Genomic DNA, 25,145 nt, shown 5'->3' with positions numbered 1-25,145 from the left:
CTAGTTTTTGTCAATTTATCTAGCCGTCAAGCAACCAAAACTATGCCAAATCGTAAGTATTCTCAAGTGTATATGCGCTATCTTAGAGCCAGATTGTCGAATTTTTTGCGCCCTCGTTTTTGGGGGACAGGAATTTTTTTAGTGGTTTTAGGTCTAGTAACTAAGGAGTTATGGTTCGATTCCCAGTATTTAAGTCAAATTGAAAATCAGGAAGTTGGCAAAGAACTGGTAAATCCAAATAATTCTAATACTGACTCTGAGGCAAATACAGCTAATAAGCCACAAATTACTGAAGAAACTTTACTTTCTAATGAAGAAAAAGCTATTGCTGCCGATATTGATAATATGCCTAACTTATTAAGTGATGTTGCAGCAGCAAATATCCTACCTATAAATATTACTCCTTCTGATAGGAATAGAAGTAATAAGAAAGAATCTCTTGTAGATGATGTAATTAATCAGCCAAATACTGTTAACCAGAATAGTTATCAACTTATCCCAGAAGCTACAAACAATAATCAACAAATAGAAATAATCAAAAATCCTTTTCTAGAACAGGCGAATACTCTATTAAAGTCTCAGGATTATTATCCAAATAATCATTTTGTGGGTTTAAATGACTTTACATCATCTAAAAGCCAAGAAATAATAGATAAAAATAATTTAGCAATCAACTTAAACTACCAAAATGTAAATAATCCAAATCCGTTGGTTATCAGTCCTTTGGAAGCAGCTATGAACGCCTCAATTTATACTAAACAAAGTAATAATAATGGATTAAATACGAATGCACAGATGGGTTCTTTGCAATCCACAACTAATCTACCGCAAACTTATAACAGTAATTTTAATGGTGATCAGAAACCTCAAAATACAGGAATCAGAATACCAGTTAATACTTTAACTAACATACCCACTAATAATATACCTAATTATCCTAATTTGCCTCAGTCTACCAGCCAAGGAATTGTTAACTCGACTGCTCCGTTAGGATATGAAAACCCAGTCAGGTACAACAATAACATCTATGGTGTACAACAACCTAATCAATCTCAATTACCAAATTCTAATTTATATGTAAGCCCTGGACAGTAACCCTTTCAATATGTTGTGTAATCTGTGGATTTTTAGCCTACATTCCGCAGATTAAATTGATATATAATGAAAATGAATAATTTTTGATATCTTCTCATGACATTACAAGAATTGCAAAAACAAGTATTACAGTTACCAATGAGCGATCGCTGGCAATTAGTACAAACTGTATTAGAATCAATCCAACAAGAAACTATATCACCATCAAAGAAGGGTAATTTATCTAGACTGCGTGGTATTGCTAAAGGTGCAAATATCTCCAGTGATGAGAATATTAATGGAGATTATGTCACTTATCTAACTGAAAAATACCAATGATTCGAGTTTTTATTGATACGAATATCGTCCTAGATTTTTTACTGGAACGAGAACCTTTTGTAGAAGATGCTGTTAGGTTATTTGCAAAAATTGATGCAGGTGAGATTATAGGGTTTATTGCTGCTACTACAATTACTAATATTTATTATATTATTCGTAAAGCCGCAGGTGTAACAGTTGCTCAAGATGCAATTTATCAAATTCTCACAGATTTACATATTTGCACAGTTGATAAAAATATTTTAGAAACAGCAGTAGCTTTAAATTTTCAAGATTTTGAGGATGCTGTGCAGTATGCTTGTGCTATGAAATCAATGGTAGATGTGATTGTAACTCGTGATGTGTCTGGATTTTTAGGTTCAGAAATTCCAGTGATTTTACCTGGGGAGTTAAATCATATTTCTAAGGAGTAAAAGCGATCGCACGCTGTAGTAATTCTGTCATGGTTGAAGAATTTGAATGGCCTTTTACTATTTATGATATCCAGTCTTTGAGTTAATCACGCGATACCTTCGGTAAACTACGCTAACGCATTTATCACACTTTTCAATAAGAGCGATCGCATTCATTCCACAGTTAACTAAGAGCGATCGCCTTTGGTACTGAGTTCCGCACAATCGCACACCCTCCACCATCAGCTAACTCAGAGCGATCGCACTCATTCCACTATTAACTAACAAAGAGAGATCAGATTACCTCCATCATCAGCCACTATTTTTATTAAGCTAAATTACCAATCACAATCACGAAGTGATAGGTCATAGCGTGGATTAATGGGTTTATCTGTTTTTAGGCTTCTTTGTTTGTATTGTCCATTGTATCCAAGTCTCCACAAAATTATTTCATCTACCCATTGAGTTGCAGTCCACACTACTTCATGCTGCTTCATGATATCTAAGTTTAGATCGTCATTTTTTGCATGAGTAGCATTATTACGAATACGAACGAAATTCTTAATATTATCTTCTTCATTATTAATGCCTATTCTTTTAAGAAGAAGACGAAGACGATACCTAGCTAGGCCATCTTCTTTCCATTCGTTTTCTAAATTAAATCCGTACTTTTCTAACCCTAAATCTTTAATTTTTTTGAGATATTTCTTATCCCTCTCGAATTGTTTTTCTTTAATATCTCGTTTAACTTGATCTAATTCATCATCTACTAAAATAATCCGAGCTAAATTTTCTAATAATGTACCAAGTGCATTAACTACCACAGGAAGTAAAGGATTTCTTCTCCGTTCAGATATTCTGGGAATAGCCTGAAAATACCATTCCAGAATTAATATCCATTTTTCTTGCCAATGAGGAAGCTGACGCATTTTCTGAAAATTGGAAAAACAATTTATAAAATTTAATAAATCTTCTATTCCATAATTTCTTAAAAAGCTTTTTCCGACTTCTTCAATAGGAGATATTAATTGAGAGATAGCCAAAGATGAGCGTTGATGTCTCTCATTCAGACCTGCTTTATTTGCTGTCAAATATATTGGTTGAACGTATCCTCCATTTATGTAAGATAACATTAAACAAAGCTCATAAAAAATTTTACTAGCATCTAGGATACTTTTAACCCTTAAATTCTGAATTTTATCAATATTGTCTTTATCTGTATCAAATAATTGAATTTTTAAAGTTATCATTGATCCTTGATTGACTTGTCTAGGATCTAACCATTTTAAAGCGTGTTCATTTGTAAAAAGTTCTACTGTCCATCCATTTCCTAAGTTGGCCTTTAATGGTTGATTAAAGTTATTAATAAAGTCTTGGAAATTACCACCAGTAGCCTGTCTGATAAAATCTGTATTAGGAAGATAGAAATTAAAATAGTGAGCAAGTGTATCTATATTGCCATAAATGACTTTTTCTGCATATCCACTCATTTGACTACGACAGCCTACTGAAGAATGAGCTTTTGGAGCGAATACAACAAGACTAGGGCTAGTGTCTTCCCACGAAACTAATCTTTTAGGCTTTTCTATAAATCTATAATCACCTCTAGCCACTTCAAACTCCCAACGTATTCTAGGTGTTGGATTGATAGTAAGCCAAACAGTTAAACGTCCTTCAAAATCGTCTAAATAACCAATATTGTTAAATAGCTCTATATCTTGCTGCTGTGCAATTAAATTATCTTCATCATCAAGAAAAATCATAATTTTCAATTATCTCTATTTTGACTTCAAGAAATCACATTTACACATTAAATTAGGTCTCCTGTCTGTAATTATTGCCATTCTTTATCTTGCTGGTAATGCTCTAACATTAAATCAGATTGTGACGCTAAAATCTTTTTTCGTTCTTCTATAGGTAACTTTATAAGTTCACGTCGGCTGATAAATTGTTGTTTCAATTCATCAATATTTTCAGAAAACATGAGTTCCCCATTTTCTTCTTCTCGTGTCGCTGCTTGCAAATTTTGATAAATTTCTTCGCGGCGTTCTTCTCTTAAATATTGCTCCAACAACAATTGAATTTGTAACTTTTCTTCAATTGAAAACCCTTTTATAGCTTCCAGTACATCAGTAAAAATCATAACTAGCAATACCTCTTGTTATTTATTCATCTAACATTATCCTATACAAATTTATTCATTTCTATCAGAACAACACAGAATAAATAACTGCGTTTTTTGCTCATATGTAGGAATGACCCGTACTCCTCAATAAAACTCATTATAACGAATATATCACTTTCTCGCTCTTCTTTGCGCCTTTGCTCCCTAGCGTCTTTGCGCGAAACAAAAAATATACTAACTTACACTAATTCCCCAGCTAAAAGCCTACCTTCAACCGGTTCATATTCATCTTCCAATAACCATAACTGAGCAGCTTCATAACTATTACTAGAAAATATAACCTTATCACCCTGTTTAGGATCATAAATTTGACAATTTCCCTCACTATCACAAAATAATAACAGAATATAGGTGGGTGATAACATCGGATCTATCCATACTTCTGTCAATTCCCAATCATTCTTGATTTTCAAATAAACCTTTCCCATTACTAAGTTTAATTTAATCAATTCCTAAAAATTTCTTCAATGCAGTTTTATATTTATTCTTCAACTTCTTAGAAATTAATCCTCCCTGTTGAATTTGTGATACAATATCAGCAGATAAACAATCTTTGGGAATAGGACTACCAGAAGTTATACAAATAGCAAGATCATTTGCATCCATTTCACGAGCAAAATAGTAAGCTATAACAGATTCCTTTTTAATAAAACTTGGTACACTCGGATCTGGTGCTAAAACACAAACTCTTTCAGAGTTATTTTTCTTGTCTGTTAAATTAACAAATAAATATTTATTACCAGAAGTTTTTGCAATTACGACATAAAAATGTTGGCCATTAGGAGGTGTATCAATTAAAAATACATCTCCTATGTTAATAGAAAGACTAGACACGTAGCACCTCATCTAAATATGCTTCCCTCAGTGCTATTTGTCTAATTTCCTCAATTTCTTCCTCGCTTTTACCAACATTTTTCAGAATATCTTCTACTGAAATGGGAATAGCAGAACCATGAGGATCTTTCCACTCTGGTAAATCATGAGTCCATTCAGCAACATGAAATGGATCAAGATGTCCAAAGCTTTGATATACTTCTTGAAGAATCTCCTCTTCTTCTTCGCATAGTTCATCATTTCCTGGATCTTTGACTAAGTAAACAAAGTTCTTATCACCAGGGGAAATGTACTCAGACCAAAGAGGTAGAGCATCATCAATAGGTTTACCTTTAATTAGATCATAAACACCACTAAGAACAGGACCATATTTCATTGATACATAATGATCACCTGTTATGGGTTGTTCTATTCGTTCTAATGCAATTCTATCAGCTATATACAGCATTTTTAGCAAGCCTAAATACTTGATAGGCTTACCATGCAGCTTCATAAGTATAGCTGCTGCTTCTACAGCTTTTTCTGGGTGAAACCGAAACTGGATAGACATAATTATCCTTGAGAAACATTATCGTAGTACATATATATTATAGTTTAGTTTGGCAGTGTGAAAACTATGCTGAAAATTTACGGATGGATATTATTGTAGCAGAATCTTGTGTTTACTAAGCGTTGCAAAGTTGTAATTGACATTACAATTATCATCACTCTTCAATCAATTGTTTTAACTCATCAATATTTTCAAAAAACTTAATATTAACCCAGCGTCAATATTCTCTCTGAAAAATTAACAGATAAGGGCAATATTTTCAACCACTGCAACCCCAGTAAAGGTTCAGGAATACCTTCCGCAGCTAAAACAGGAATAATATACTCCTTTCCATCTAATTTCACCTTACCTTCATAGATGTCAAAAAAAGCCTCACCCCGCGCCATTCGCATCGTACTGTTACGTTCAATTAAAGGCCATTCTAGAATTTCAGCATCTTGTATATCTAGTGCTAACCAACCATTAGTAAAACCTGTATCTAACAAAACTTCAATCCCATAATTATCTCCATCAGCAGAAATAATTTCTATATCAAACATTAACTCCCCAACTTCACCGAAATTACCTAAAATCATATCCGTCCACAAGCACCCGTTTCATTAATTCTAAAAGTCACCAACCAACCTTGAGGATATTTTTCCCTTGCTTTTTTCTCTGCTTCACTTTCATCAACATCAATAAAATAATCACCACTATTTGGTTCAATTACCATAAACCAATTGTAATGATCATTGATTAATTCAGGACGAATTCGATTAAAAACAACCCGCGCTTTTTCTCCCCGTGCGTTTCTTTCAGCTTCCCTTTTTGCTAATTCTTCCGGTGGTATTGTAAACTCTGGAAAAATTCTACCTTGTTGACGACGACGCACAGATTTTATATTAGTCATAATTCACCCTATCTTATATACTAAATCACACTAATTCAGCAGCTAAAAGCCTACCTTCAACTGGTTCATATTCATCTTCCAATAACCATAACTGAGCAGCTTCATAACTATTACTAGAAAATATAACCTTATCACCCTGTTTAGGATCATAAACTTGACAATTTCCCTCACTATCACAAAGTAATAACAGAATGTATGGAGGCGATAACATTTGATCTATCCATACTTCTGTAAATTTCCAATTATTCTTCACTAGGTCGGGTACGTGGGATGATGTGGTATTGGTTGTCTGCATTAATTTTTATCTAGTAAACTTCATCATGACTACCAATATCTACAAATACAGCACTTCCATCATCAGTAAAGTAAAAAACTACTCTAATGTCATAATCTATGCTAAAACTCCAGGAATCTTTAAGAGTTCCTGATAATTTATGAGTTCTTAAACTTGGTTCAAAAGGATCTGCCGTAAACTGCTCTAACTTTTGCCAAAAGCGTGCTTCTAAATCTACATTACCTTTAATCCTTTTTTTGAAAGCACGTTTAAAGGAAGAACTAAAACTTACACTTATCATAATTCTTCCATCAATTGTTTCAAGTCATCAATATTTGCAGAAAAAGTAAGTTCACCATTTTCTTCTTCTCGCTTCGTTGCTTGCAAATTGTGATAAATTTCTTCGCGGCGTTCTTCCCTCAAATACTGCTGTAATAACAATTGAATTTCTAACTTTTCCTCAATTGAAAAACCTTTAATTGCTTGAACAACATCACTAAAAATCATAACTGAGAACACCTATTATTACTTATTACATCTATCTAATATTTTATTTTATCCTATACAAAAACCTCCTTCTCCTCTCCGCGCCTCTGCGTGAGAAAAAACCAAAAAAAACGGTAGAAGATCGAAATCCTCCACCGTTCAATTAACAATTACAAAAACCTAACTAAGACTCAACAACAGGGGTTAACAACTCCCGACGCTCTTGAGCAGTAACTTTAACAACACCATTTTCATCAACGTCAACAAAAGCAACATCACCGTCTTTGATCCGTCCAGATAGAATTTCTTCCGCTAAACTATCTTCCAACAAGCGCATAATTGCCCGACGTAATGGCCTTGCACCGTAGCTAGGACTATAACCTTCTTCAATCAACCTATCTTTAAAGCGATCGCTCACTTCTAAAGAAATACCCTTCTCAGTCAAGCGACCAAACACTTCCTTGAGCATAATTTCGGCGATTTCGGTAACTTCAGCCTTGTTCAACTGACGGAAGACGATAATCTCATCTAACCTGTTCAAGAACTCAGGACGGAAGTATTGCTTCAATTCCTCATTTACCAAAGAACGAATCCGGTTGTATTGAGACTCAGTTTGATCCTCAGCAAACTCGAAACCAATACCGCTACCACCTTTCTCAATTACCTTAGAACCAATGTTAGAGGTCAAAATTAACAAAGTGTTCTTAAAGTCTACTGTGCGGCCTTTAGCATCAGTCAAACGACCATCTTCTAAAATCTGCAACAGCATATTGAAAACATCGGGGTGTGCTTTTTCGATTTCGTCAAACAGCACCACAGTGTAAGGACGACGGCGTACAGCTTCAGTTAACTGACCACCTTCGTTGTAACCGACGTAACCTGGAGGAGAACCAATCAACTTACTGACGGTGTGACGCTCCATGTACTCGGACATATCCAAGCGGATCATTGCTTCTTCAGAACCGAAGAAGTAAGAAGCTAAGGACTTAGCCAACTCAGTTTTACCTACCCCAGTCGGACCAGAGAAGACAAAACTGGCAATGGGACGGTTAGGATTTTTCAGACCCACACGAGCGCGACGAATCGCACGGGAAACAGCCTTAACAGCATCATCTTGACCGATGAGACGCTGATGTAAGGTATCTTCCATGTGCAGCAACTTCTCAGATTCAGACTCAGTGAGTTTATTCACTGGGACACCAGTCCAAGAAGCAACAATGTGAGCGATGTCTTCCTCAGATACTACGGGTTCTAGACCATCACCACCTGCTGCATTAGCTTTAGTTTGAGCAATGGTGCGGATTTCCGCTTTGATTTCCATTTCTCGATCACGCAGTTCACCAGCGCGGTCAAAGTCCTGAGAACGGACAGCATCATCTTTTTCTTTTAAGATTTGCCGTAGTTCCTTATCTAATTCCTTAGCTGCTGGGGGTAGTTGGGAGTTGATCAAGCGGACGCGAGAACCGGCTTCATCAACCAAGTCAATGGCTTTATCTGGGAGGTAGCGATCGCTAATATATCGATCAGACAACTTCGCCGCCGCCACCAAAGCCTCATCAGAAATTTTTAACTTATGATGTGCTTCGTAGCGTTCGCGCAAACCATATAAAATTTCAATTGTTTCATCAACGGAAGGCTCACCCACCATTACAGGCTGGAAGCGTCTTTCCAACGCTGCATCCCGTTCAATGTGCTTGCGGTACTCATCCAAAGTTGTCGCACCAATACATTGCAATTCACCCCGTGCCAAAGCTGGCTTGAGGATATTTGCTGCATCAATCGCTCCTTCAGCCGCACCTGCACCAATGAGGGTATGAACCTCGTCAATTACCAGGATGACATTACCCGCCGAGCGGATTTCATCCATGATTTTCTTTAGGCGTTCTTCAAATTCACCCCGGTATTTAGTTCCTGCTACCAGTAAACCAATATCGAGAGTGACAACACGCTTATCTTCTAAGATGTCAGGAACATCCTTATTAGCGATACGGCTGGCTAAACCTTCCGCAATGGCTGTTTTACCAACCCCAGGTTCACCAATCAGCACTGGATTGTTTTTTGTCCGGCGACCCAAAATTTGAATCACACGCTCGATTTCCTTGGCGCGTCCCACCACAGGATCAAGCTTGTTATCAACGGCCATTTGGGTCAAATTAGAGCCAAATTCATCCAACGTTGGGGTTTTTGTGCGACCAGAGGGGCCACCCGGCGTTACTTCCGCCGTTTCTCCCAACATCCGAATCACTTGAGTTCTAACCTTAGACAAATCCACACCCAGGTTCTCTAGCACCCTGGCTGCTACGCCTTCCCCTTCACGGATGAGACCCAACAGGAGATGCTCAGTGCCAATGTAGTTATGCCCTAGTTGGCGTGCTTCTTCCAAGGATAGTTCTAAAACTCGCTTGGCTCGTGGCGTGAACGGAATTTCCACCGCCACAAAGCCGGAACCTCGACCTATAATTTTTTCAACTTCAATACGGGCATCTTTGAGATTGACACCCATTGACTTTAACACCTTGGCTGCCACCCCTGTGCCTTCCCCAATCAGACCCAGGAGGATCTGCTCAGTTCCAACAAAGTTGTGACCTAAACGGCGGGCCTCTTCTTGGGCCAGCATGATTACCTTAATGGCTTTTTCTGTGAAGCGTTCAAACATGGCATTTTTCCCATCACCTGCGTCGTGCCGGTACGCTGATTTTAGCACAGGCTAAAATTTTGGATATCTGTATCAAGAAAATAGATATCCTTTAGCCATCAGACTGGTTGATGGGTTAATTACTTAGTTTTTATTATTTTTTATGTAGCTAGTATGGTGAGGAGGTCGAATTTACCAGCTTTTTTGGGAATTTTGATCAACAATAGACTCATGTTGTTAAGATTTCTTTTATCTATTCCCAAATAAATTTTAATACCATAAATAGCTAAACACTGTCAATTTACAATACTTGACATAAGATATTCTCATCTGAAATAGATATTAGTTTTGAGAATTTAATAGTATGAAAATTGATCAAAAATAGGTTTTTGATGATCTGTAATTAGGTTATTTGCAATCTAATGTCTCATCCAAGGATAAAGTCCAAGCAGATTTAGCCAGGCGATCGCTAACCATTTTATACCAATCATTAACAGTTTGCTCAAAATTGGGATACTGCAAATCAGAAAGCCACAAAATCAAAGCATCTTCATGATTATCTTTGTAGTAGCGGGGGCGTTTACCAGCAGTTTTAAAGCCAAACTTTTGATATAGAGAAATTGCAGCCTGGTTAGAAACTCGAACTTCTAAAGTTGCTCGTTCCAAACCAAGATCACTAGCCGCCTTCAACAGAGAATACAACAAAGCCTGTCCCAAACCTTGATGTTGATATTGAGGATGAACCGCCAAAATAGTAATATGTGCTTCCTCTAAAATTGACCAAAAACAACCCATTCCCAATAATTCACTCGAAAAAGGCGGAAATATTCCCAAAAAATGGCTATTAGGACTTTCCAACTCCCGACGGTAGCCATCCATAGTCCATAAACCATCAAAACATACCTGATCAAGTTCTAGTAGACTACTTAAATGCTCTAAGTTGAGGGATTGAATTTGTAAAGCTGTTAATTTCACAATTTAGGGAACAGGTAATAGGTAACAAGTAACAGGGGAGGTAGGGGAAACAAAGAGAGAAAAGATTTTTTACTAATGCCCAATACCCATACCCAATGCCCCATGTGCAATTACCAATAAAGCAGTAAACTGAGAATCGGGAGCGTAAATCACGCTTGAAAATTTAACAAGGACAAATTTTATTAAATATGGTAACGACTCACCTGGTCGGGGTTCAACCTTCTGGCAATCAATATTTATCTACAAGCAGTGGTGATACAACTGTTTCTCCTAATCAAGAATTATTACCTTTGACTGCCAGAGTTAATCGCCAAGATTTTCTGGAAATTGGTGGGTGTGATGTCAAAACCCTAGTCCAGCAGTTTGGTTCACCCCTCTACATTTTAGATGAAGTAACCTTGCGGGCCGCTTGCCAACAGTACCGCGATACATTCAAACAATACTATAAAGGTGAATCTCAAGTATTGTACGCTTCCAAAGCCTGGAACTGTTTAGCAGTTTGTGCCATTGTTGCCTCAGAAGGTTTAGGAATAGATGTAGTATCTGGGGGAGAGCTTTATACCGCTATTCAAGCGGGGATGAATCCCGAAAAAATCTATCTACATGGAAACAATAAATCTCGTCATGAGCTAATTTTTGCGATCGAATCTGGTTGTACCATTGTTGTAGATAACTGGTATGAATTAAAAACTTTGGTGGAACTGGCAAGTACAGATTCATCAACCCGCATTATGCTGCGGTTAACTCCAGGTATTGAATGCCATACCCATGAATATATTCGGACTGGACACTTAGATAGTAAATTTGGTTTTGATCCCAATGATTTAGATGAAGTGTTTGCTTATGTGAGTAAACAACCAAGTTTAAACTGTGTGGGTGTACACGCTCATATTGGCTCACAAATTTTTGAGCGCCAACCCCATCGAGATTTGGGTGCTGTAATGGTACAGTGGTTGCGAGATGCGAAAAAGTATAACTTAGAATTGACAGAGTTAAATGTTGGTGGTGGATTAGGAATTAAATATACAGAATCAGATGATCCCCCAAGCATTGAAGAATGGTCAAAGGCGATTTGTGAAGTAGTACAAGCAGCTTGTGCAGCGGAAAACTTGCCCTTACCCAAACTTTTGTGTGAACCAGGGCGATCGCTAATTGCCACAGCTTGCGTTACCGCTTACACTATTGGTTCAGCTAAAACCATTCCTGATATTCGTACCTATGTCACAATTGACGGGGGAATGTCTGATAATCCTCGCCCCATTACTTATCAATCAGTTTATCGAGCGGTAGTTGCTAACAAAATGTCTGTTCCTTTGACACAAACAGTCACATTAGCAGGTAAACATTGTGAATCAGGAGATATTCTGATTAAAAATGCCCAACTGCCCAAAACTGAACCAGGGGATATTCTCGTAGTTATGGCAACTGGTGCATACAATTACAGTATGGCATCTAACTACAACCGTTTACCCCGACCAGCAGCTGTTTTAGTGGCCAATGGGGAAGCAAATTTAATTTTGCAGCGGGAAACTTATGAAGACATAATTCGACAAGATTGCCTACCAGAAAGACTAAAATAGTCATTTGTTCTTGGTTATTAGTCATTAGCTAAAAACCAATGACGAATGACTAATGATTAATGACTAATGATCAATGACTATTAGAATCCAGATGTCATGAGAGATTGGTGGAAGCAATGGCTGACGACAAACTTGGGATGGTCACAGTCCTTGCTGCTTGGGACTCTGGATATTCTGTTAGTGCTGGCGTTAACATACATGATTCTAGTGATTATTAGTGAACGCCGCACATTATGGATGGTACGGGGATTTATCATTTTAATGCTGGCTTCAGCATTCAGCGGTACTTTAGGACTACCTCTACTCAATTTTGTTTTAGAAAAGCTGGTAATTGGTTGTGCTGTGGCTATGGCCGTAGCTCTTCATTCTGAGTTTCGCCGTTTCCTCGAACAACTGGGAAGGGGCGAATTTCGGCAGTTATTTCAACCCCACCGCTTGGCAATTCCCAAATCTGATAGCGTCATTGATGAAATTGTTGATGCTGTTAAAGAACTATCAAAAAATCGGATTGGTGCTTTACTAATTTTGGAAACTTCAGGGCCAATTGATGAGCGTGATTTTTCTGTCCCTGGAGTTAAATTAAATGCGGAAGTTTCTAAAGAACTGATCCAGACAATTTTTCAACCTAAAACTTTATTACATGATGGAGCAACTTTAATCCGTGGTTCGCGGATTGTTTCATCGGGTATAATTTTACCACTTTCAGGGCGCACAGCTTCGCGGCAATTGGGTACACGCCACCGAGCAGCAATGGGAATTACTGAGCGAGTCGAAAATTGTATCTGTGTCGTTGTATCAGAAGAAACGGGTTCTATTTCCTTAGCCGAACGAGGAACTTTATATCGTCCATTGACTATTAGAAAGTTAAAGGAGTCTTTAGAAGCTCGATTTTCGCCAACTGTCGATCGGGAAGCTGTCGCACCGGGTCTTTTCAGTTTTATTAGTCAAGTTACTAGCAAAACACTAACTTTGATTTCACGTTTACTCAGATTACCATTGTCTGCTTCTCGCCAAAAAAATAAGACCGAAAAATGACTACACAAGATACTGAACTGCTATATTTACCTTCTGATTTACAAAAAGATTTACTTCCCCAGCACGTTGCGGTGATTATGGATGGCAATGGTAGATGGGCTAAACGTCAAGGTCTACCCAGAATTATGGGTCATAAGCGGGGTGTTGATGCTCTCAAGGATTTGTTACGCTGTTGTCAGGACTGGGGAATTAAGGCTCTAACTGCTTATGCTTTTTCGACTGAAAACTGGAAGAGGCCACAGGAAGAGGTAGAGTTTTTGATGAGTTTGTTCCAGCGGGTTTTACGTCAGGAATTGCGGGAAATGGTGGAGGAAAATGTGCAGATTCAGTTTGTGGGTAATTTAGAGGCTTTACCAACAGCACTGCAAGCAGAAATTTCCTACTCGATGGCAGAAACTAAGAATAATCAAAGTATTAAGTTTACAGTTGCTACTAATTATGGCGGTAGACAGGAAATTTTACAGGCTTGTCGAGCGATCGCTCACAAGGTACAGGATGGTATTTTAAAGCCAGAGGATATTTCGGAAGAATTATTTGCCAGTCATTTATATACAGCAGGTATAGCTGATCCAGATTTATTGATCCGTACCAGTGGAGAAATGAGACTTTCTAATTTCTTACTTTGGCAAATGGCCTATGGTGAAATTTATATTACTGATACTCTCTGGCCAGATTTTGATAGAAGGGAGTTTCACCGCGCTTTATGTGCTTATCAACAGCGAGAAAGACGGTTTGGTAAGGTTTAGAAATGTTGATTCGTGATTGGGTAAAATTAACTAATAACTAATAATTAAGGGCCTGCAAAAATTGCGGCTTGAATGTCTTCTCGACTGAGAGAATATTTGAAGGAGCGTTGAATATCTTGACCGTTTTCACTTGCTTGAATATATCTGACGGCAATTTGTTCAATATCTAACCAAATCTCGGCTTGCCAACTGCTTTTTTGTAAGCGCCAACAATGTAATTCTGTTTCATCTTGTTGACAACCTTGGTCTTTTAGCCATTGTTCAATTTGTGGTAGCGGGTGACTGTATAAAGGTTTGTTGGAGGGAAGCATAATTAATTCAAAAGTCAAAAGTAGTGTTTGCTGTTGTTTGGGAAAGTTGAGAAATATGTGTAATTTGCTGTTGTGTATTCAGGGTGGGAAGTTGTGTTTGTAAATTTGTGTCACCACGAATAACAGCAATGGCGATCGCCAATACTAAACAGCCTACAAAGGTTAAACCTAACACAAATAATACAAAGATTTCTCCGGATGATAGGGGGCGATCGCTTGCATCCAAATACATTGATTTAGAAAAGTTGTATGGTTGATGTGCAGGATGGTTCAAATCTGTTGGTGCTTGAATTATCCCAAAACGAGAATAACCAATTTTGACATCATAACTTAAACGTCGCTCTGGATGGCTTAAAGTGGCATAGGCTTCGTTAATTTGCTGAAATTTGTCAGTAGCAACTGTAGCAGGTAGTTCTGTTGTATCTGGGTGATACTGTTTACTCAATTCCCGATAAGCGCGACGGATATCAATTACGGACGCTGAGGGATGGAGTCCTAGTAAAGCGTAATATGTGCTTTCGTTGTTTTGTGCCTTTGTCTCGGTTTGACTCACGGCTGTTTAATTCACTTTGATCAAAAATGTTTTTTATATTTTAGCCCCATAACAGTATTCAGAAGTTCAAGGAGTCAGAAGTCAGGATTTTTGGGTTTTTAATGGCAGTTAGTGGAACTTAGGTAAAATTTCTCAACTCTTCTTCCTTCGTGTTATAAGCTGTTGTGCATTTAATTTGTATAAGTCTGGCGGGCAAGATGACCACCCCACAGGATTTAACCATTTTAGGATTATAAACTTTAGGTGCGGTGAATGCAGATTTTTGTCAAAATCATCCCTAACTGACTACAAACCAATTAACGAGAAACTGCTGGGTTTCATAGTTCCAAAAAACATAGACAAATATCTCATGCCTTTCATTTGTCGGGAATAACCCCGACGGGGCGGACTACAACGCCCCCTATCCCTAGACTAAAAGCTGTCGGGACTACTTTACGTAAAATATTCAAACTACCATTGACATCAGCATGAATGAATAAACCATTACCTGCTCTATAAAGTTTACTTTTGATTCTGCGACCACTAAATTTAACTTCTTTCGAGTCAACTTTGCCATAAGTAGGAATCACATCTTGGTCTAAAAAAGAAGCTACAGAAGTGTAGGACTCCTCAGAAACTAACACCTTCATCCCTACTAATTTCGCTTTATAACTCAACTGCTTTACAAATCGGCTATGAGGAATACAAACAAAGTTTTGATTATTTCTACTGCCCAAATTCACATTCTGTTTCCACAAGGAATTTTGACCTATTACTAAAGTTCCAATTCCACACTTGACTAAATGGTTAATAATTAAGCGACTGGCTTTATGCAGATAATCATCTACTCGAAAATTCCGTTTTTTAGTTAAACTTTGTAGTCGTTTAGAGGTCTTTTGATGTGCAGGTAGTAAAGATTGTAAATTGGCTTTTCTTTGATTGTAATAACGATTAATTGATTTGATAATCCGCCCGGAAACCAGAACTGGTATAAATCCCGGCTGGTTTGATGTTAAGGTTGCTAGATTATCTATGCCTAAATCAATCGCTGCAATAGCATTACTGTCTAAACCATAATCTGTTTCCTCTTTTTCATAGACAACTTCTACTACATAATGGTCAATCTTGGGGACAATTCTTACTTGATTTAGATAACAATAATCTACTTTTGTAGGAATGTGAATCTGTGTTTGTGACAGATGAATCAACCCAGATTTCATTTTGGGTTTACTCACTGCTTGGGCTGTGTAAACTAATAAATGTCTGCCTTTTTCTTTGTGTTTATATTTAGGTAATTTGGGTCTACCTAAAAATTTAGATTTATCTTCTGCATAAGCTTTAATTGCTGCAAAAAAACTTAACCAGTTGCGATGTAGTCCTAATAATACTTGTTGGGCAACTTTGGCTGGTAAGACTCGGTATGGTTCTGTCGCTTTTAACTGTTTTGCTAAACAATTGTAATCGAGGTATTTTTGAGCAAAGATGAAACTTTGGCGAATGTGAAAGTTAGCATAATTGTAGAGGTTTTTGGCAGCAAAACATAATTTATCAATCTCCTGATAATGGGGATGATTTCTTTGAATGATATGCCGCTCGACTACTTGCATACACTAGCTAGTTTCTATGAATATTCGCCCATATATACTAACATATCTTAGATCTGATAATGCACAAAATTCTTGCTCAGTTCCCTTTGCACAAGAAAGTCTATATGAGTTATTTTAGCTGACTTCTGTGTGATTAATGACTATATATGACTATATTTGTCTATAAATTCGGCGAAGTTTACCAATACTTCAACTCAATCTACAATATTGGCGATCGCGCTAAAATCTAATTACCCTTCAAAAGGTGCGTTACATTTCATTAACGCACCCTACAAAATAGGCGAATTGCTTGCAGCAGCGCGTCGCTATCGCTCACCTCCCAAAACAGCTATATTTTCCCTTGACAAAATATTTTCATACAATTAACATTAAATTATCAAATAATTTATTGAAATTATGACGTTTAGCTTGAGCGATATTCACCCCTTATCAGAATTTCAGCGAGGAGCAAAGATGTTTTTGGATAAGTTAAAAGAAACTCAATCTCCCATTGTGCTGACTGTGAATGGTAAAGCTGCTGCTGTGGTTCAGGATGCTGAAAGTTATCAAAAACTGATTGATAGACTGGAATTACTAGAATCTATTGCTAAGATACGTCAAAGTATAAATGAGTTTGAACAAGGTGAGGGTATGCCCTTAAATCAAGCATTTGCAGAATTTAAGGAAAAATATGGCATACCGGATTGAGATTTCACCCAGTGCTATTTTAGAGATGTGTTTAATTAAACACTAGCATTGTATTATTATTGTAAGGATGACAAAATTATGCAAGCAATTAGGTTACAAAAAACCATAGAGAAAAATGGTGAAATCTCTTTTCAAAATTTACCTGTGGTAGCAGGACAAAAGGTAGAGGTAATTGTTTTATTATCCATTCTTCCTGCCAAGAAAAAGGTATTAACTGCTCGTGAATTACTTGATTCGAGTTTGATCGGTTTATGGGAAGAAAGGGACGATATTACAGATAGTCTTACTTACGCTCGTCAGTTGCGTGAACAGTCCCAAAAGAGAGGTCATGATTCTCCTAGATACTGATATTGTTATTGACTTTCTGCGTAAATATCCACCTGCTATTAGTTGGTTAAGTTCTTTGCGAGATGAAGAAATTGCTTTACCTGGTTATGTAGCGATGGAATTGATGCAAGGATGTAAGAATAAGTTGGAATTGCAGGAAATTCGCAAATTTATAGCTAATGTTGAAGTAATTTGGCCAACACCTGAAACTTGTGATCAAGCATTAGAAACATTTGCAGATTATAATCTCAGTCATAATCTTGGATTAATTGATGCTTTGATAGGTCAAACATCAATCTCTTTGGGTTTACCATTACATACATTTAATGTTAAGCATTATGCTGTTATTCCAGATTTAATCATAGTTCAACCTTATAAAAGATAATTAGTGTATTGTAATTCCTAGGTCGTGCTTCGCTATCGCTCACAACCACCCTAATTTTAAACGAACTGCTTGCAGCAGCGCTTGCGCTATCGCACCCCAACATCCCCAAACAGTGATTACTAGCCGCGCTATCTCTATTCCTTCGGAACGCTATGCGAACGAGACGCTACCGCGAACGCTATCGCTATTCCAACTTATTCCTAAATTTTTATCACAACCAATTTTCTAATTTAAGTCCTTCAATTCTTAATAAATCAGAATCATTAGAAACGAGAATTAAATCGCGGACAATTGCTGTAGCTGCTATTAAAATGTCAGCATCTTGGATAGGCTTACCTTTGGCTTTTAATTTGGCATGAATTTCACAGGATTTTTCAATAATTTCTAAATCATCTAAAAATAATGTTTGATATTTTTGAAAAAAGATATGAAATTCCGACAATTGCTTTACAGCATTAATAGATAAAAGTCCTCTCTTGATTTCATAATAAGTAATGCAGCTAATAAATACCATTCCTCCCTGAATATTGACTTCTCGGAGTTTATTATCTACAATGGCATTCTTTTTTAAAATGTAACTAACGATATTTGAATCTAGTAAATAATTCACTGTTTTATTTTCCTGCTACTGCTGCATCAAAAATCGCTATTTCTTCAGGTGTTAAATCGTTTAATGTCCCAGCAACAGCTTCTAACACAAGAATTTTATCAATTCTTCTGGTTAAATCATGTTCTTTAATTGCTCTCATTTCTTCTGGTGAAAATCTGCTAAATAATTCTATTAATGTTGCGGTCATTTCATGTTGATCTAATTTCACCATGTAGAAACTACTACCTCGAAATAGTTTATCTACAACATGAGAAATGCGTTCTGTTAGTTCTTGTTGATAGTCTGTTAATTGTTCTTGCATGATATTTACTCTATTTATGGGTTGGAAAAATCTAATTATTATTTATATTATATCGTTCAATAAATTAATTTTTAATACTCATTCCCAAGCAGTGACTCGATCTATAATGCGAACTGACAAATCAGCGATTGTGCTATCGCACTCCCCCACATCCCCAAACAGCGATTCCTAGGTCGCGCTTCGCTATCGCACACAACCACCCTAATTTTAATGGAAAGCCTAAATAGCGATTTCTACGGAGTGCTATCTCTTCGATACGCTATCGCAGATGGAAATACAGATTTAATTGTTACTTTCTATCAACGATAACTTACGTTTATTTTCCATACATTCACGCAGATAAAGATTAATTAAATTCAAATAAGAAATACCTGTTTCTTGAGCTATTTCTTCAAAGTATTGAATTATATCTTTTTCTAAATCAATTGTAACTTGTTCTTTTAATTGTTGAGAATAGGGATTTTTAACGGATTGAGAAAAATCATAATTGTCTCTCATACTAAGAACTCCTGATATTGTTTCTGTTCTAGTTTATTTGCTTTTCTAGCGGAAATAATCCTAATTATTGTATCATTTTCTCGATAACAATGACAAACAACCAATAGATGATAATAACTACTCATTCCTAGCAAGATAAATCTATCTTCATCTTGAGAATGATCGGGATCATAAATTAAACGCGCATTATCATCAATAAAGGCAGATTTTGCTTCTTCAAAAGAAATTCCATGTTTTTGAATATTACTCTCGGCTTTTTGTGCATCCCAAGTAAATTGTAACTCATTCATTATTGTACTAAATTTTTAATTTGTATTCCTAAAATTTACATTATGATTATGCCACAAGTTACGGATTATTAAGGCGATTCCTACGGATCACTTCGCTATCGCACTACCTCAATTTTAGATGAACTGCTTGCAGCAGCGCTTGCGCTATCGCTATTCCAACTTATGCCTAAATAGCGAACTGCTTGCAGCAGCGCTTCGCAATTTTTCCCAATTCTAAATATCCCTAAAACAACGGTGCTTCCAAAATTTAAGTTTAATATCAAATTTAAAGACTAAAATCTAAGTAATATTAAAAAGGTGCGTTACATTTCATTAACGCACCCTACAAAATAGGCGAACTGCTTGCAGCAGGGCTTCGCTATCGCACTAATTTTATTTACTCAATTCAAAGGTGCTATCGGGGCATCCCAGCATAGTGGCTTTACCTGTAATCACTGTTTCATTAGAACTAATCTGAGGATTTTCGCCATCTAATGTTAGAAGATACTTACCACTATTACTACTGATGGATATATTAACTTTACCAGAGGCAGTGACAGTCCCCTGAATCCTCGAATTTCCATAAACATTTAGGAGTTGACTACTATTAAGTGTACCTCCAGAACCTTGATTTAAAATTACTGCTGCTGTCCCTGCTATATCACAGTCTTTGTTTTCTATTTTATAAACAGGATATTTGAGACTCCAGCGTACATTAGCAGATTGAACATCAATTGTTGGGGTAGTATTAGTTGGATTAAGTCCATCGCTAGGAGATGTAGGGGCAGATGAAGAGCCAGGTTTTTGGTTACTCGAAGAATTGTTTTCCGGTAATGGATTTGGATTTGGTTTAATAATTATGTCACCTGACTTTCCTCCCTGACTTTTATTGTTATTGCTAATATTGAATTGTGGATTGCTTTGGGTTTGATTCCTATTTATTAAATTTTGACTAAAAATTAAAGCTAAACTACCTCCACCCAAAACAAGTGTACCAATTAGAGCGAATTTAACCTTATTAACAAAACCGGATTTTTGATTGCTATTAGTCATATTTTATGCCTTGGGTTTTTGTAAAATACGGGCATGATTGACAACGTGACTGATGAATCAGATATTTTAAGCAATACTGCCCCTAAGTAATAATTACTACTTTTTATTACTTTTTTTGACAAGAATTATATCATATGCTGAATACCATAAGTCAATACCGTAATTGGAGAGAATTAATACTGTGCAACGCCGCAGATTAATGTCAAAAACTTGGATCATTCTTTTTGTAGAGTTCTATTCAACCTTACATTGTGTAGTAATTGTTTTCATCACTAGCACTAAATGCTGAAACAAGTATGTAAACAAAATTTAAACCCAGGTGAGAGAAGCTTCATTAATTGTTAAGATTTATCAATAATGATTACGTTTTTTATATCATTTTGTTTCAGTTCCGGGATAAAATCCCCACTGAATAGGAGTTTTCTGGTACAAAACTCTTAATTGCCGAAGAAAATGGAAGTTAAAAACTTCCAGTAGAGAACACGCCTCAAAGGAGCTTATCTGAATGTTCACCCAGGTCAAGTCCACAATTCGACATATTGCACCTGACGATTTACGGGGACGTAAGTTAATCAAGGTCGTTTACATTGTCCTTGAGTCCCAATATCAAAGTTCTTTATCCCAAGCAGTACGGGAAATAAACGCTAACCACCCCAGCGTAGCTATAGAAATTAGTGGTTACTTAATCGAAGAACTGCGCGACTCAGAAAACTATGAAGCTTTCAAACGCGATATAGCTAGTGCTAATATATTCATCGCTTCCCTGATATTTATTGAAGACTTAGCACAAAAACTCATAGCCGCAGTAGAACCACACCGGGATAAATTTGATGTAGCGGTTGTTTTCCCCTCCATGCCCGAAGTAATGCGCCTTAATAAAATGGGTAGCTTCTCCTTGGCACAGTTGGGACAATCCAAGAGCGTTATTGCCAACTTCATGAAAAAGCGCAAAGAGAAATCTGGCGCTGGTTTCCAAGATGGAATGTTGAAGTTGTTGCGGACACTTCCCCAAGTGCTGAAATTCCTACCAATGGAAAAAGCACAAGATGCTCGTAACTTCATGCTCAGTTTTCAGTATTGGTTAGGTGGTTCAGCGGAAAACCTGGAAAACTTCCTGCTGATGCTGGCTGATAAATACGTATTAAAAGGCGCAGAAAAAGAAAGCTTTGCTGCTGCTAAGTATGAAGCACCAGTTGTTTATCCTGACATGGGTATTTGGCATCCCTTAGCCACTACCATGTTTGAAGATGTACGCGAATATCTGAACTGGTATTCTGCTCGCAAAGATATTTCCTCAAACCTCAAAGACCCCCTCGCACCATGCGTAGGTTTGGTTTTACAAAGAACTCACCTAGTGACTGGGGATGATGCACATTATGTGGCAATTGTCCAGGAATTAGAATCTTTAGGTGCAAGAGTTCTCCCTGTATTTGCTGGTGGTTTGGATTTCTCTAAACCTGTAGAAGCTTATTTCTATGAACCAACAACCAATAAACAGTTAGTAGATGCGGTAGTTTCCTTAACTGGTTTTGCTTTAGTTGGTGGCCCAGCTAGACAAGATCATCCTAAAGCTATCGAAGCATTAAAACGCCTCAACCGTCCCTACATGGTAGCCTTGCCTTTGGTCTTCCAAACCACCGAAGAATGGCTAGAAAGTGATTTAGGTTTACATCCCATTCAAGTAGCTTTACAAATTGCTATTCCTGAACTTGACGGGGCGATTGAGCCAATCATATTATCAGGTAAAGATGGGGCAACCGGTCGAGCGATCGCACTCCAAGATAGAGTAGAAATCGTAGCTCAACGGGCCTTAAAATGGGCTAACCTGCGTCGTAAACCCAAACTAGATAAAAAAGTTGCCATCACCGTTTTCAGCTTCCCACCCGATAAAGGTAACGTGGGAACTGCGGCTTATTTAGATGTATTTGGTTCTATCCATGAAGTTCTCAAAGGACTGAGAAATAACGGCTACGACGTACAAGACATTCCTGAAACAGCGAAAGAGTTGATGGAACAAGTCATCCACGACGCACAAGCACAGTACGCAAGTCCCGAACTCAACATTGCTTACAAAATGTCAGTCCCTGAATATGAAGCACTGACACCATACTCCCAACGCTTAGAAGAAAACTGGGGACCACCACCAGGAAACCTAAACAGCGATGGACAAAATCTATTAGTTTATGGTAAGCAGTTCGGTAACGTCTTCATTGGTGTCCAACCCACCTTTGGTTATGAAGGCGACCCCATGCGCTTATTATTCTCTCGTTCCGCTAGTCCGCACCACGGTTTTGCCGCATATTACACCTATCTAGAACGGATTTGGGGCGCTGATGCTGTGTTACACTTTGGTACACACGGCTCATTGGAATTTATGCCTGGTAAGCAAATGGGGATGTCTGGAGATTGTTACCCAGACCAACTAATTGGCACAATTCCTAACCTGTATTATTACGCAGCTAACAACCCTAGTGAAGCCACAATTGCTAAACGTCGTAGTTATGCAGAAACAATTTCTTACCTGACACCACCTGCGGAAAATGCTGGTTTATACAAAGGTTTGAAAGAACTGGGTGAATTAATTGGTTCTTACCAAACTTTGAAAGACAGTGGACGCGGTATTTCCATTGTTAACGCGATTATAGACAAAGCCCGCATCGTCAATCTGGATCAAGACATTCAGTTACCAGACACCGATGCGAAGGATATGAAACCGGAAGAACGGGATAATATCGTTGGTAGCGTTTATCGTCGGTTGATGGAAATTGAATCCCGCTTGTTACCATGTGGACTGCATATTATTGGTAAACCACCCACAGCGGAAGAAGCGATCGCAACCTTAGTTAATATTGCTAGTCTAGATCGTGAAGAAGATGGTATTGTCGGCTTACCCTCCATTATTGCGAAAAGCTTAAACCGCAACATTGAAGATATCTACAGAAGTAACGATGCCGGCATTTTAGCCGATGTGCAGTTATTACAAAATATCACCCAAGCTACCCGTGCAGCGGTGACAGCTTTGGTACAAGAACAAATTGACGCAGAAGGTAGAGTTTCCCTAGTTTCCAAGTTGAACTTTTTCAACATGGGTAAAAAAGAACCTTGGGTTGAATCTCTGTATAAATCAGGTTTTACCAGCGTTGATGCGGATGCGTTAAAACCCCTGTTTGAATATTTGGAATTCTGCTTAAAACAAGTTTGTGCAGATAACGAACTCGGTGGTTTATTGCAAGGTTTGGAAGGTGAATATATTTTACCAGGCCCCGGTGGCGACCCCATCCGTAACCCTGATGTATTGCCTACAGGTAAAAATATACACGCCTTAGACCCCCAATCTATTCCTACATCTGCGGCGGTGCAATCAGCGAAAATCGTCGTTGATAGGTTGTTGGAACGGAATAAGGCAGAAAACGAGGGTAACTGGCCTGAGACAATTGCCTGTGTCCTTTGGGGTACAGATAATATCAAAACCTACGGGGAATCACTAGCCCAAATCATGTGGATGATTGGTGTGCGTCCAGTTCCCGATGCTTTGGGACGGGTGAACAAGTTGGAATTGATACCTTTGAAAGAGTTGGGTCGTCCTAGAATTGACGTTGTAATTAACTGTTCTGGTGTCTTCCGTGACCTGTTCATTAACCAAATGAACCTGCTTGACCAAGGTGTGAAGATGGCCGCAGAAGCTGATGAACCCTTGGAAATGAACTTTGTTCGCAAGCACGCTGTCAAGCAAGCAGAGGAAATGGGAATAAATCTGCGTCAAGCTGCAACTCGTGTTTTCTCTAATGCTTCTGGTTCTTATTCTTCTAACATCAACTTAGCAGTTGAGAATAGCACTTGGGATAGTGAAGCTGAGTTGCAAGAAATGTATTTGAAACGCAAATCTTTCTCTTTCAATTCTGATAATCCTGGTGTGATGGATGAGTCACGTCAGTTGTTTGAAAATTCTTTGCAGACTGCTGATGCAACGTTCCAAAATCTCGATTCTTCGGAAATCAGTTTAACTGATGTTTCTCATTATTTTGACTCTGACCCCACAAAGTTGGTAGCAAGTCTGCGTAAAGATGGAAAGAAACCTGCATCTTACATTGCAGATACAACTACTGCGAATGCACAGGTGAGAAGTTTATCGGAAACTGTGCGTTTGGATGCGCGGACTAAGTTGTTAAATCCCAAATGGTATGAGGGGATGTTGTCTCACGGTTATGAAGGTGTGCGGGAACTTTCTAAACGGTTGGTTAATACCACTGGTTGGAGTGCGACTGCTGGTGCTGTGGATAACTGGGTTTATGAGGACACGAATGAGACTTTCATCAAAGATGAGGAAATGCAGAAACGTCTGATGAATTTGAATCCTCATTCTTTCCGCAAGATTGTTTCTACTTTGTTGGAAGTCAATGGTCGCGGTTATTGGGAGACGAGTGAGGAGAATTTAGACCGGTTACGTGAGTTGTATCAGGAGGTGGAAAATCGGATTGAGGGTATAGAATAGAGTTAGATGGGCAGGTTTTTTACCTGCCTATTTTTAACCCCAGTGGTGGCTGGGTGTATGAATACTGCCATAATTGCTC

31 protein-coding genes are annotated in these 25,145 nt (G+C 37.9%); 11 read left to right on the top strand and 20 right to left on the bottom strand.

The genetic code is table 11. From position 1 onward, the window contains the following. Positions 1-42 precede the first annotated feature (42 nt). The 4 genes from WJM97_RS14000 to WJM97_RS13985 are packed head-to-tail and all read left to right on the top strand — an operon-like array spanning position 43 to position 1,826. Positions 43-1,095 carry a hypothetical protein gene (locus WJM97_RS14000; protein WP_353929412.1) on the top strand — a complete coding sequence of 351 codons (1,053 nt, stop codon included), beginning with the start codon at positions 43-45 and terminating at the stop codon, positions 1,093-1,095. Then, complete coding sequence (locus tag WJM97_RS13995; protein WP_353933172.1) at positions 1,074-1,175, top strand: PQ-loop domain-containing transporter; 102 nt, start codon at positions 1,074-1,076, stop codon at positions 1,173-1,175. The genes WJM97_RS14000 and WJM97_RS13995 overlap by 22 nt, the downstream gene beginning before the upstream one ends. Positions 1,176-1,191: 16 nt before the next feature. Then, on the top strand, positions 1,192-1,413 hold the full coding sequence (locus WJM97_RS13990; protein WP_353929411.1) for a hypothetical protein: 222 nt from the start codon (positions 1,192-1,194) through the stop codon (positions 1,411-1,413). Next, on the top strand, positions 1,410-1,826 hold the full coding sequence (locus WJM97_RS13985; protein WP_353929410.1) for a PIN domain-containing protein: 417 nt from the start codon (positions 1,410-1,412) through the stop codon (positions 1,824-1,826). Before WJM97_RS13990 ends, WJM97_RS13985 begins: the two co-directional genes overlap by 4 nt. Positions 1,827-2,143: 317 nt before the next feature. Here WJM97_RS13985 and WJM97_RS13980 read toward each other — a convergent pair whose 3' ends face one another. From WJM97_RS13980 to rimI, 12 genes are all read right to left on the bottom strand, one after another. Further along, positions 2,144-3,568 (bottom strand): hypothetical protein, encoded by a 1,425-nt coding sequence (locus WJM97_RS13980; protein WP_353929409.1) that lies wholly within the window; start codon positions 3,566-3,568, stop codon positions 2,144-2,146. Between the two features lie 71 nt (positions 3,569-3,639). Further along, positions 3,640-3,948 carry a hypothetical protein gene (locus WJM97_RS13975; RefSeq protein ID WP_353929408.1) on the bottom strand — a complete coding sequence of 103 codons (309 nt, stop codon included), beginning with the start codon at positions 3,946-3,948 and terminating at the stop codon, positions 3,640-3,642. A gap of 221 nt (positions 3,949-4,169) precedes the next feature. Then, entirely contained in the window at positions 4,170-4,418 is a 249-nt protein-coding gene (locus WJM97_RS13970; protein ID WP_353929407.1) for a hypothetical protein, read from the bottom strand. Between the two features lie 13 nt (positions 4,419-4,431). After that, complete coding sequence (locus tag WJM97_RS13965) at positions 4,432-4,824, bottom strand: hypothetical protein (protein WP_353929406.1); 393 nt, start codon at positions 4,822-4,824, stop codon at positions 4,432-4,434. Beyond that, positions 4,817-5,374, bottom strand: a complete 558-nt coding sequence (locus tag WJM97_RS13960; protein WP_353929405.1) for a Panacea domain-containing protein — start codon at positions 5,372-5,374, stop codon at positions 4,817-4,819. Before WJM97_RS13960 ends, WJM97_RS13965 begins: the two co-directional genes overlap by 8 nt. Positions 5,375-5,580: 206 nt before the next feature. Then, complete coding sequence (locus WJM97_RS13955) at positions 5,581-5,949, bottom strand: aspartyl protease (RefSeq protein ID WP_353929404.1); 369 nt, start codon at positions 5,947-5,949, stop codon at positions 5,581-5,583. Then, on the bottom strand, positions 5,946-6,263 hold the full coding sequence (locus WJM97_RS13950) for a hypothetical protein (protein ID WP_353929403.1): 318 nt from the start codon (positions 6,261-6,263) through the stop codon (positions 5,946-5,948). The genes WJM97_RS13955 and WJM97_RS13950 overlap by 4 nt, the downstream gene beginning before the upstream one ends. A gap of 25 nt (positions 6,264-6,288) precedes the next feature. Then, a complete protein-coding gene (locus tag WJM97_RS13945; RefSeq protein WP_353929402.1) occupies positions 6,289-6,558 on the bottom strand; it encodes a hypothetical protein in 270 nt (89 codons plus the stop codon). A gap of 10 nt (positions 6,559-6,568) precedes the next feature. Continuing rightward, the gene (locus WJM97_RS13940; protein WP_353929401.1) at positions 6,569-6,838 is read right to left on the bottom strand and encodes a type II toxin-antitoxin system YafQ family toxin; all 270 of its coding nucleotides are present in this window, start codon (positions 6,836-6,838) and stop codon (positions 6,569-6,571) included. Beyond that, the gene (locus WJM97_RS13935) at positions 6,835-7,044 is read right to left on the bottom strand and encodes a hypothetical protein (RefSeq protein ID WP_353929400.1); all 210 of its coding nucleotides are present in this window, start codon (positions 7,042-7,044) and stop codon (positions 6,835-6,837) included. Before WJM97_RS13935 ends, WJM97_RS13940 begins: the two co-directional genes overlap by 4 nt. A 163-nt stretch (positions 7,045-7,207) precedes the next feature. After that, a complete protein-coding gene (locus WJM97_RS13930; protein WP_353933171.1) occupies positions 7,208-9,679 on the bottom strand; it encodes an ATP-dependent Clp protease ATP-binding subunit in 2,472 nt (823 codons plus the stop codon). Positions 9,680-10,066: 387 nt separating this feature from the next. After that, a complete protein-coding gene (gene rimI, locus WJM97_RS13925; protein ID WP_353933170.1) occupies positions 10,067-10,636 on the bottom strand; it encodes a ribosomal protein S18-alanine N-acetyltransferase in 570 nt (189 codons plus the stop codon). Between the two features lie 185 nt (positions 10,637-10,821). Between rimI and lysA the strand changes: the two genes are divergently transcribed. From lysA to WJM97_RS13910, 3 genes are all read left to right on the top strand, one after another. After that, complete coding sequence (gene lysA / locus WJM97_RS13920) at positions 10,822-12,213, top strand: diaminopimelate decarboxylase (RefSeq protein WP_353929399.1); 1,392 nt, start codon at positions 10,822-10,824, stop codon at positions 12,211-12,213. Between the two features lie 96 nt (positions 12,214-12,309). Then, entirely contained in the window at positions 12,310-13,248 is a 939-nt protein-coding gene (gene cdaA / locus WJM97_RS13915) for a diadenylate cyclase CdaA (protein WP_353929398.1), read from the top strand. Then, entirely contained in the window at positions 13,245-13,994 is a 750-nt protein-coding gene (locus WJM97_RS13910) for an isoprenyl transferase (RefSeq protein WP_353929397.1), read from the top strand. The genes cdaA and WJM97_RS13910 overlap by 4 nt, the downstream gene beginning before the upstream one ends. A 44-nt stretch (positions 13,995-14,038) precedes the next feature. On the opposite strand, the gene WJM97_RS13905 is transcribed toward WJM97_RS13910, so the two are convergent. From WJM97_RS13905 to WJM97_RS13895, 3 genes are all read right to left on the bottom strand, one after another. Beyond that, the gene (locus WJM97_RS13905; protein ID WP_353929396.1) at positions 14,039-14,305 is read right to left on the bottom strand and encodes a DUF3143 domain-containing protein; all 267 of its coding nucleotides are present in this window, start codon (positions 14,303-14,305) and stop codon (positions 14,039-14,041) included. Positions 14,306-14,312: 7 nt separating this feature from the next. Next, the gene (locus WJM97_RS13900) at positions 14,313-14,858 is read right to left on the bottom strand and encodes a J domain-containing protein (RefSeq protein WP_353929395.1); all 546 of its coding nucleotides are present in this window, start codon (positions 14,856-14,858) and stop codon (positions 14,313-14,315) included. Between the two features lie 356 nt (positions 14,859-15,214). Beyond that, on the bottom strand, positions 15,215-16,444 hold the full coding sequence (locus WJM97_RS13895) for a transposase (RefSeq protein ID WP_353929394.1): 1,230 nt from the start codon (positions 16,442-16,444) through the stop codon (positions 15,215-15,217). Positions 16,445-16,840: 396 nt separating this feature from the next. On the opposite strand from WJM97_RS13895, the gene WJM97_RS13890 reads away from it, so the two are divergent. From WJM97_RS13890 to WJM97_RS13880, 3 genes are all read left to right on the top strand, one after another. Beyond that, a complete protein-coding gene (locus WJM97_RS13890) occupies positions 16,841-17,131 on the top strand; it encodes a type II toxin-antitoxin system Phd/YefM family antitoxin (RefSeq protein ID WP_353929393.1) in 291 nt (96 codons plus the stop codon). A gap of 78 nt (positions 17,132-17,209) precedes the next feature. Beyond that, positions 17,210-17,479 (top strand): hypothetical protein, encoded by a 270-nt coding sequence (locus WJM97_RS13885; protein ID WP_353929392.1) that lies wholly within the window; start codon positions 17,210-17,212, stop codon positions 17,477-17,479. Beyond that, positions 17,460-17,843 carry a type II toxin-antitoxin system VapC family toxin gene (locus WJM97_RS13880; protein ID WP_353929391.1) on the top strand — a complete coding sequence of 128 codons (384 nt, stop codon included), beginning with the start codon at positions 17,460-17,462 and terminating at the stop codon, positions 17,841-17,843. The genes WJM97_RS13885 and WJM97_RS13880 overlap by 20 nt, the downstream gene beginning before the upstream one ends. A 211-nt stretch (positions 17,844-18,054) precedes the next feature. Here WJM97_RS13880 and WJM97_RS13875 read toward each other — a convergent pair whose 3' ends face one another. The 5 genes from WJM97_RS13875 to WJM97_RS13855 form a co-directional block, all read right to left on the bottom strand. Beyond that, a complete protein-coding gene (locus tag WJM97_RS13875; RefSeq protein ID WP_353929390.1) occupies positions 18,055-18,453 on the bottom strand; it encodes a type II toxin-antitoxin system VapC family toxin in 399 nt (132 codons plus the stop codon). A gap of 4 nt (positions 18,454-18,457) precedes the next feature. Further along, positions 18,458-18,754 (bottom strand): hypothetical protein, encoded by a 297-nt coding sequence (locus WJM97_RS13870; protein WP_353929389.1) that lies wholly within the window; start codon positions 18,752-18,754, stop codon positions 18,458-18,460. 282 nt (positions 18,755-19,036) lie between these two features. Continuing rightward, the gene (locus WJM97_RS13865; protein ID WP_353929388.1) at positions 19,037-19,252 is read right to left on the bottom strand and encodes an antitoxin; all 216 of its coding nucleotides are present in this window, start codon (positions 19,250-19,252) and stop codon (positions 19,037-19,039) included. Then, positions 19,249-19,542: a BrnT family toxin gene (locus WJM97_RS13860; RefSeq protein ID WP_353929387.1), complete on the bottom strand. Its 294-nt coding sequence runs from the start codon at positions 19,540-19,542 to the stop codon at positions 19,249-19,251. The genes WJM97_RS13865 and WJM97_RS13860 overlap by 4 nt, the downstream gene beginning before the upstream one ends. Positions 19,543-19,914: 372 nt before the next feature. Next, the gene (locus WJM97_RS13855) at positions 19,915-20,574 is read right to left on the bottom strand and encodes a hypothetical protein (RefSeq protein ID WP_353929386.1); all 660 of its coding nucleotides are present in this window, start codon (positions 20,572-20,574) and stop codon (positions 19,915-19,917) included. A 505-nt stretch (positions 20,575-21,079) separates the two neighbouring features. On the opposite strand from WJM97_RS13855, the gene WJM97_RS13850 reads away from it, so the two are divergent. Continuing rightward, positions 21,080-25,066 (top strand): magnesium chelatase subunit H, encoded by a 3,987-nt coding sequence (locus WJM97_RS13850; RefSeq protein ID WP_353929385.1) that lies wholly within the window; start codon positions 21,080-21,082, stop codon positions 25,064-25,066. Positions 25,067-25,145 lie beyond the last annotated feature (79 nt).

Source organism: Okeanomitos corallinicola TIOX110 (genome assembly GCF_038050375.1).
Lineage (GTDB): Bacteria > Cyanobacteriota > Cyanobacteriia > Cyanobacteriales > Nostocaceae > Okeanomitos > Okeanomitos corallinicola.
The sequence above is the reverse complement of the archived record's forward strand: the minus strand, read 5'-3'. Positions and strand labels throughout refer to the sequence as shown.

Excerpts from the sequence above, each read along its gene's own strand:
- WJM97_RS13960 (WP_353929405.1), bottom strand. The coding sequence starts at position 5,374 with ATGTCTATCCAGTTTCGGTTTCACCCAGAAAAAGCTGTAGAAGCAGCA.
- WJM97_RS13910 (WP_353929397.1), top strand. The coding sequence starts at position 13,245 with ATGACTACACAAGATACTGAACTGCTATATTTACCTTCTGATTTACAA.
- WJM97_RS13890 (WP_353929393.1), top strand. The coding sequence starts at position 16,841 with ATGACGTTTAGCTTGAGCGATATTCACCCCTTATCAGAATTTCAGCGA.
- WJM97_RS13860 (WP_353929387.1), bottom strand. The coding sequence starts at position 19,542 with ATGAATGAGTTACAATTTACTTGGGATGCACAAAAAGCCGAGAGTAAT.
- WJM97_RS13970 (WP_353929407.1), bottom strand. The coding sequence starts at position 4,418 with ATGGGAAAGGTTTATTTGAAAATCAAGAATGATTGGGAATTGACAGAA.
- WJM97_RS13870 (WP_353929389.1), bottom strand. The coding sequence starts at position 18,754 with ATGCAAGAACAATTAACAGACTATCAACAAGAACTAACAGAACGCATT.
- WJM97_RS13905 (WP_353929396.1), bottom strand. The coding sequence starts at position 14,305 with ATGCTTCCCTCCAACAAACCTTTATACAGTCACCCGCTACCACAAATT.
- WJM97_RS13940 (WP_353929401.1), bottom strand. The coding sequence starts at position 6,838 with ATGATAAGTGTAAGTTTTAGTTCTTCCTTTAAACGTGCTTTCAAAAAA.
- WJM97_RS13945 (WP_353929402.1), bottom strand. The coding sequence starts at position 6,558 with ATGCAGACAACCAATACCACATCATCCCACGTACCCGACCTAGTGAAG.
- lysA (WP_353929399.1), top strand. The coding sequence starts at position 10,822 with ATGGTAACGACTCACCTGGTCGGGGTTCAACCTTCTGGCAATCAATAT.
- WJM97_RS13895 (WP_353929394.1), bottom strand. The coding sequence starts at position 16,444 with ATGCAAGTAGTCGAGCGGCATATCATTCAAAGAAATCATCCCCATTAT.
- cdaA (WP_353929398.1), top strand. The coding sequence starts at position 12,310 with ATGAGAGATTGGTGGAAGCAATGGCTGACGACAAACTTGGGATGGTCA.
- WJM97_RS13855 (WP_353929386.1), bottom strand. The coding sequence starts at position 20,574 with ATGACTAATAGCAATCAAAAATCCGGTTTTGTTAATAAGGTTAAATTC.
- WJM97_RS13850 (WP_353929385.1), top strand. The coding sequence starts at position 21,080 with ATGTTCACCCAGGTCAAGTCCACAATTCGACATATTGCACCTGACGAT.
- WJM97_RS13950 (WP_353929403.1), bottom strand. The coding sequence starts at position 6,263 with ATGACTAATATAAAATCTGTGCGTCGTCGTCAACAAGGTAGAATTTTT.
- WJM97_RS13885 (WP_353929392.1), top strand. The coding sequence starts at position 17,210 with ATGCAAGCAATTAGGTTACAAAAAACCATAGAGAAAAATGGTGAAATC.
- WJM97_RS13935 (WP_353929400.1), bottom strand. The coding sequence starts at position 7,044 with ATGATTTTTAGTGATGTTGTTCAAGCAATTAAAGGTTTTTCAATTGAG.
- WJM97_RS13880 (WP_353929391.1), top strand. The coding sequence starts at position 17,460 with ATGATTCTCCTAGATACTGATATTGTTATTGACTTTCTGCGTAAATAT.
- WJM97_RS13990 (WP_353929411.1), top strand. The coding sequence starts at position 1,192 with ATGACATTACAAGAATTGCAAAAACAAGTATTACAGTTACCAATGAGC.
- WJM97_RS13975 (WP_353929408.1), bottom strand. The coding sequence starts at position 3,948 with ATGATTTTTACTGATGTACTGGAAGCTATAAAAGGGTTTTCAATTGAA.
- WJM97_RS13980 (WP_353929409.1), bottom strand. The coding sequence starts at position 3,568 with ATGATTTTTCTTGATGATGAAGATAATTTAATTGCACAGCAGCAAGAT.
- WJM97_RS13955 (WP_353929404.1), bottom strand. The coding sequence starts at position 5,949 with ATGATTTTAGGTAATTTCGGTGAAGTTGGGGAGTTAATGTTTGATATA.
- WJM97_RS13865 (WP_353929388.1), bottom strand. The coding sequence starts at position 19,252 with ATGAGAGACAATTATGATTTTTCTCAATCCGTTAAAAATCCCTATTCT.
- WJM97_RS13930 (WP_353933171.1), bottom strand. The coding sequence starts at position 9,679 with ATGTTTGAACGCTTCACAGAAAAAGCCATTAAGGTAATCATGCTGGCC.
- WJM97_RS13985 (WP_353929410.1), top strand. The coding sequence starts at position 1,410 with ATGATTCGAGTTTTTATTGATACGAATATCGTCCTAGATTTTTTACTG.
- WJM97_RS14000 (WP_353929412.1), top strand. The coding sequence starts at position 43 with ATGCCAAATCGTAAGTATTCTCAAGTGTATATGCGCTATCTTAGAGCC.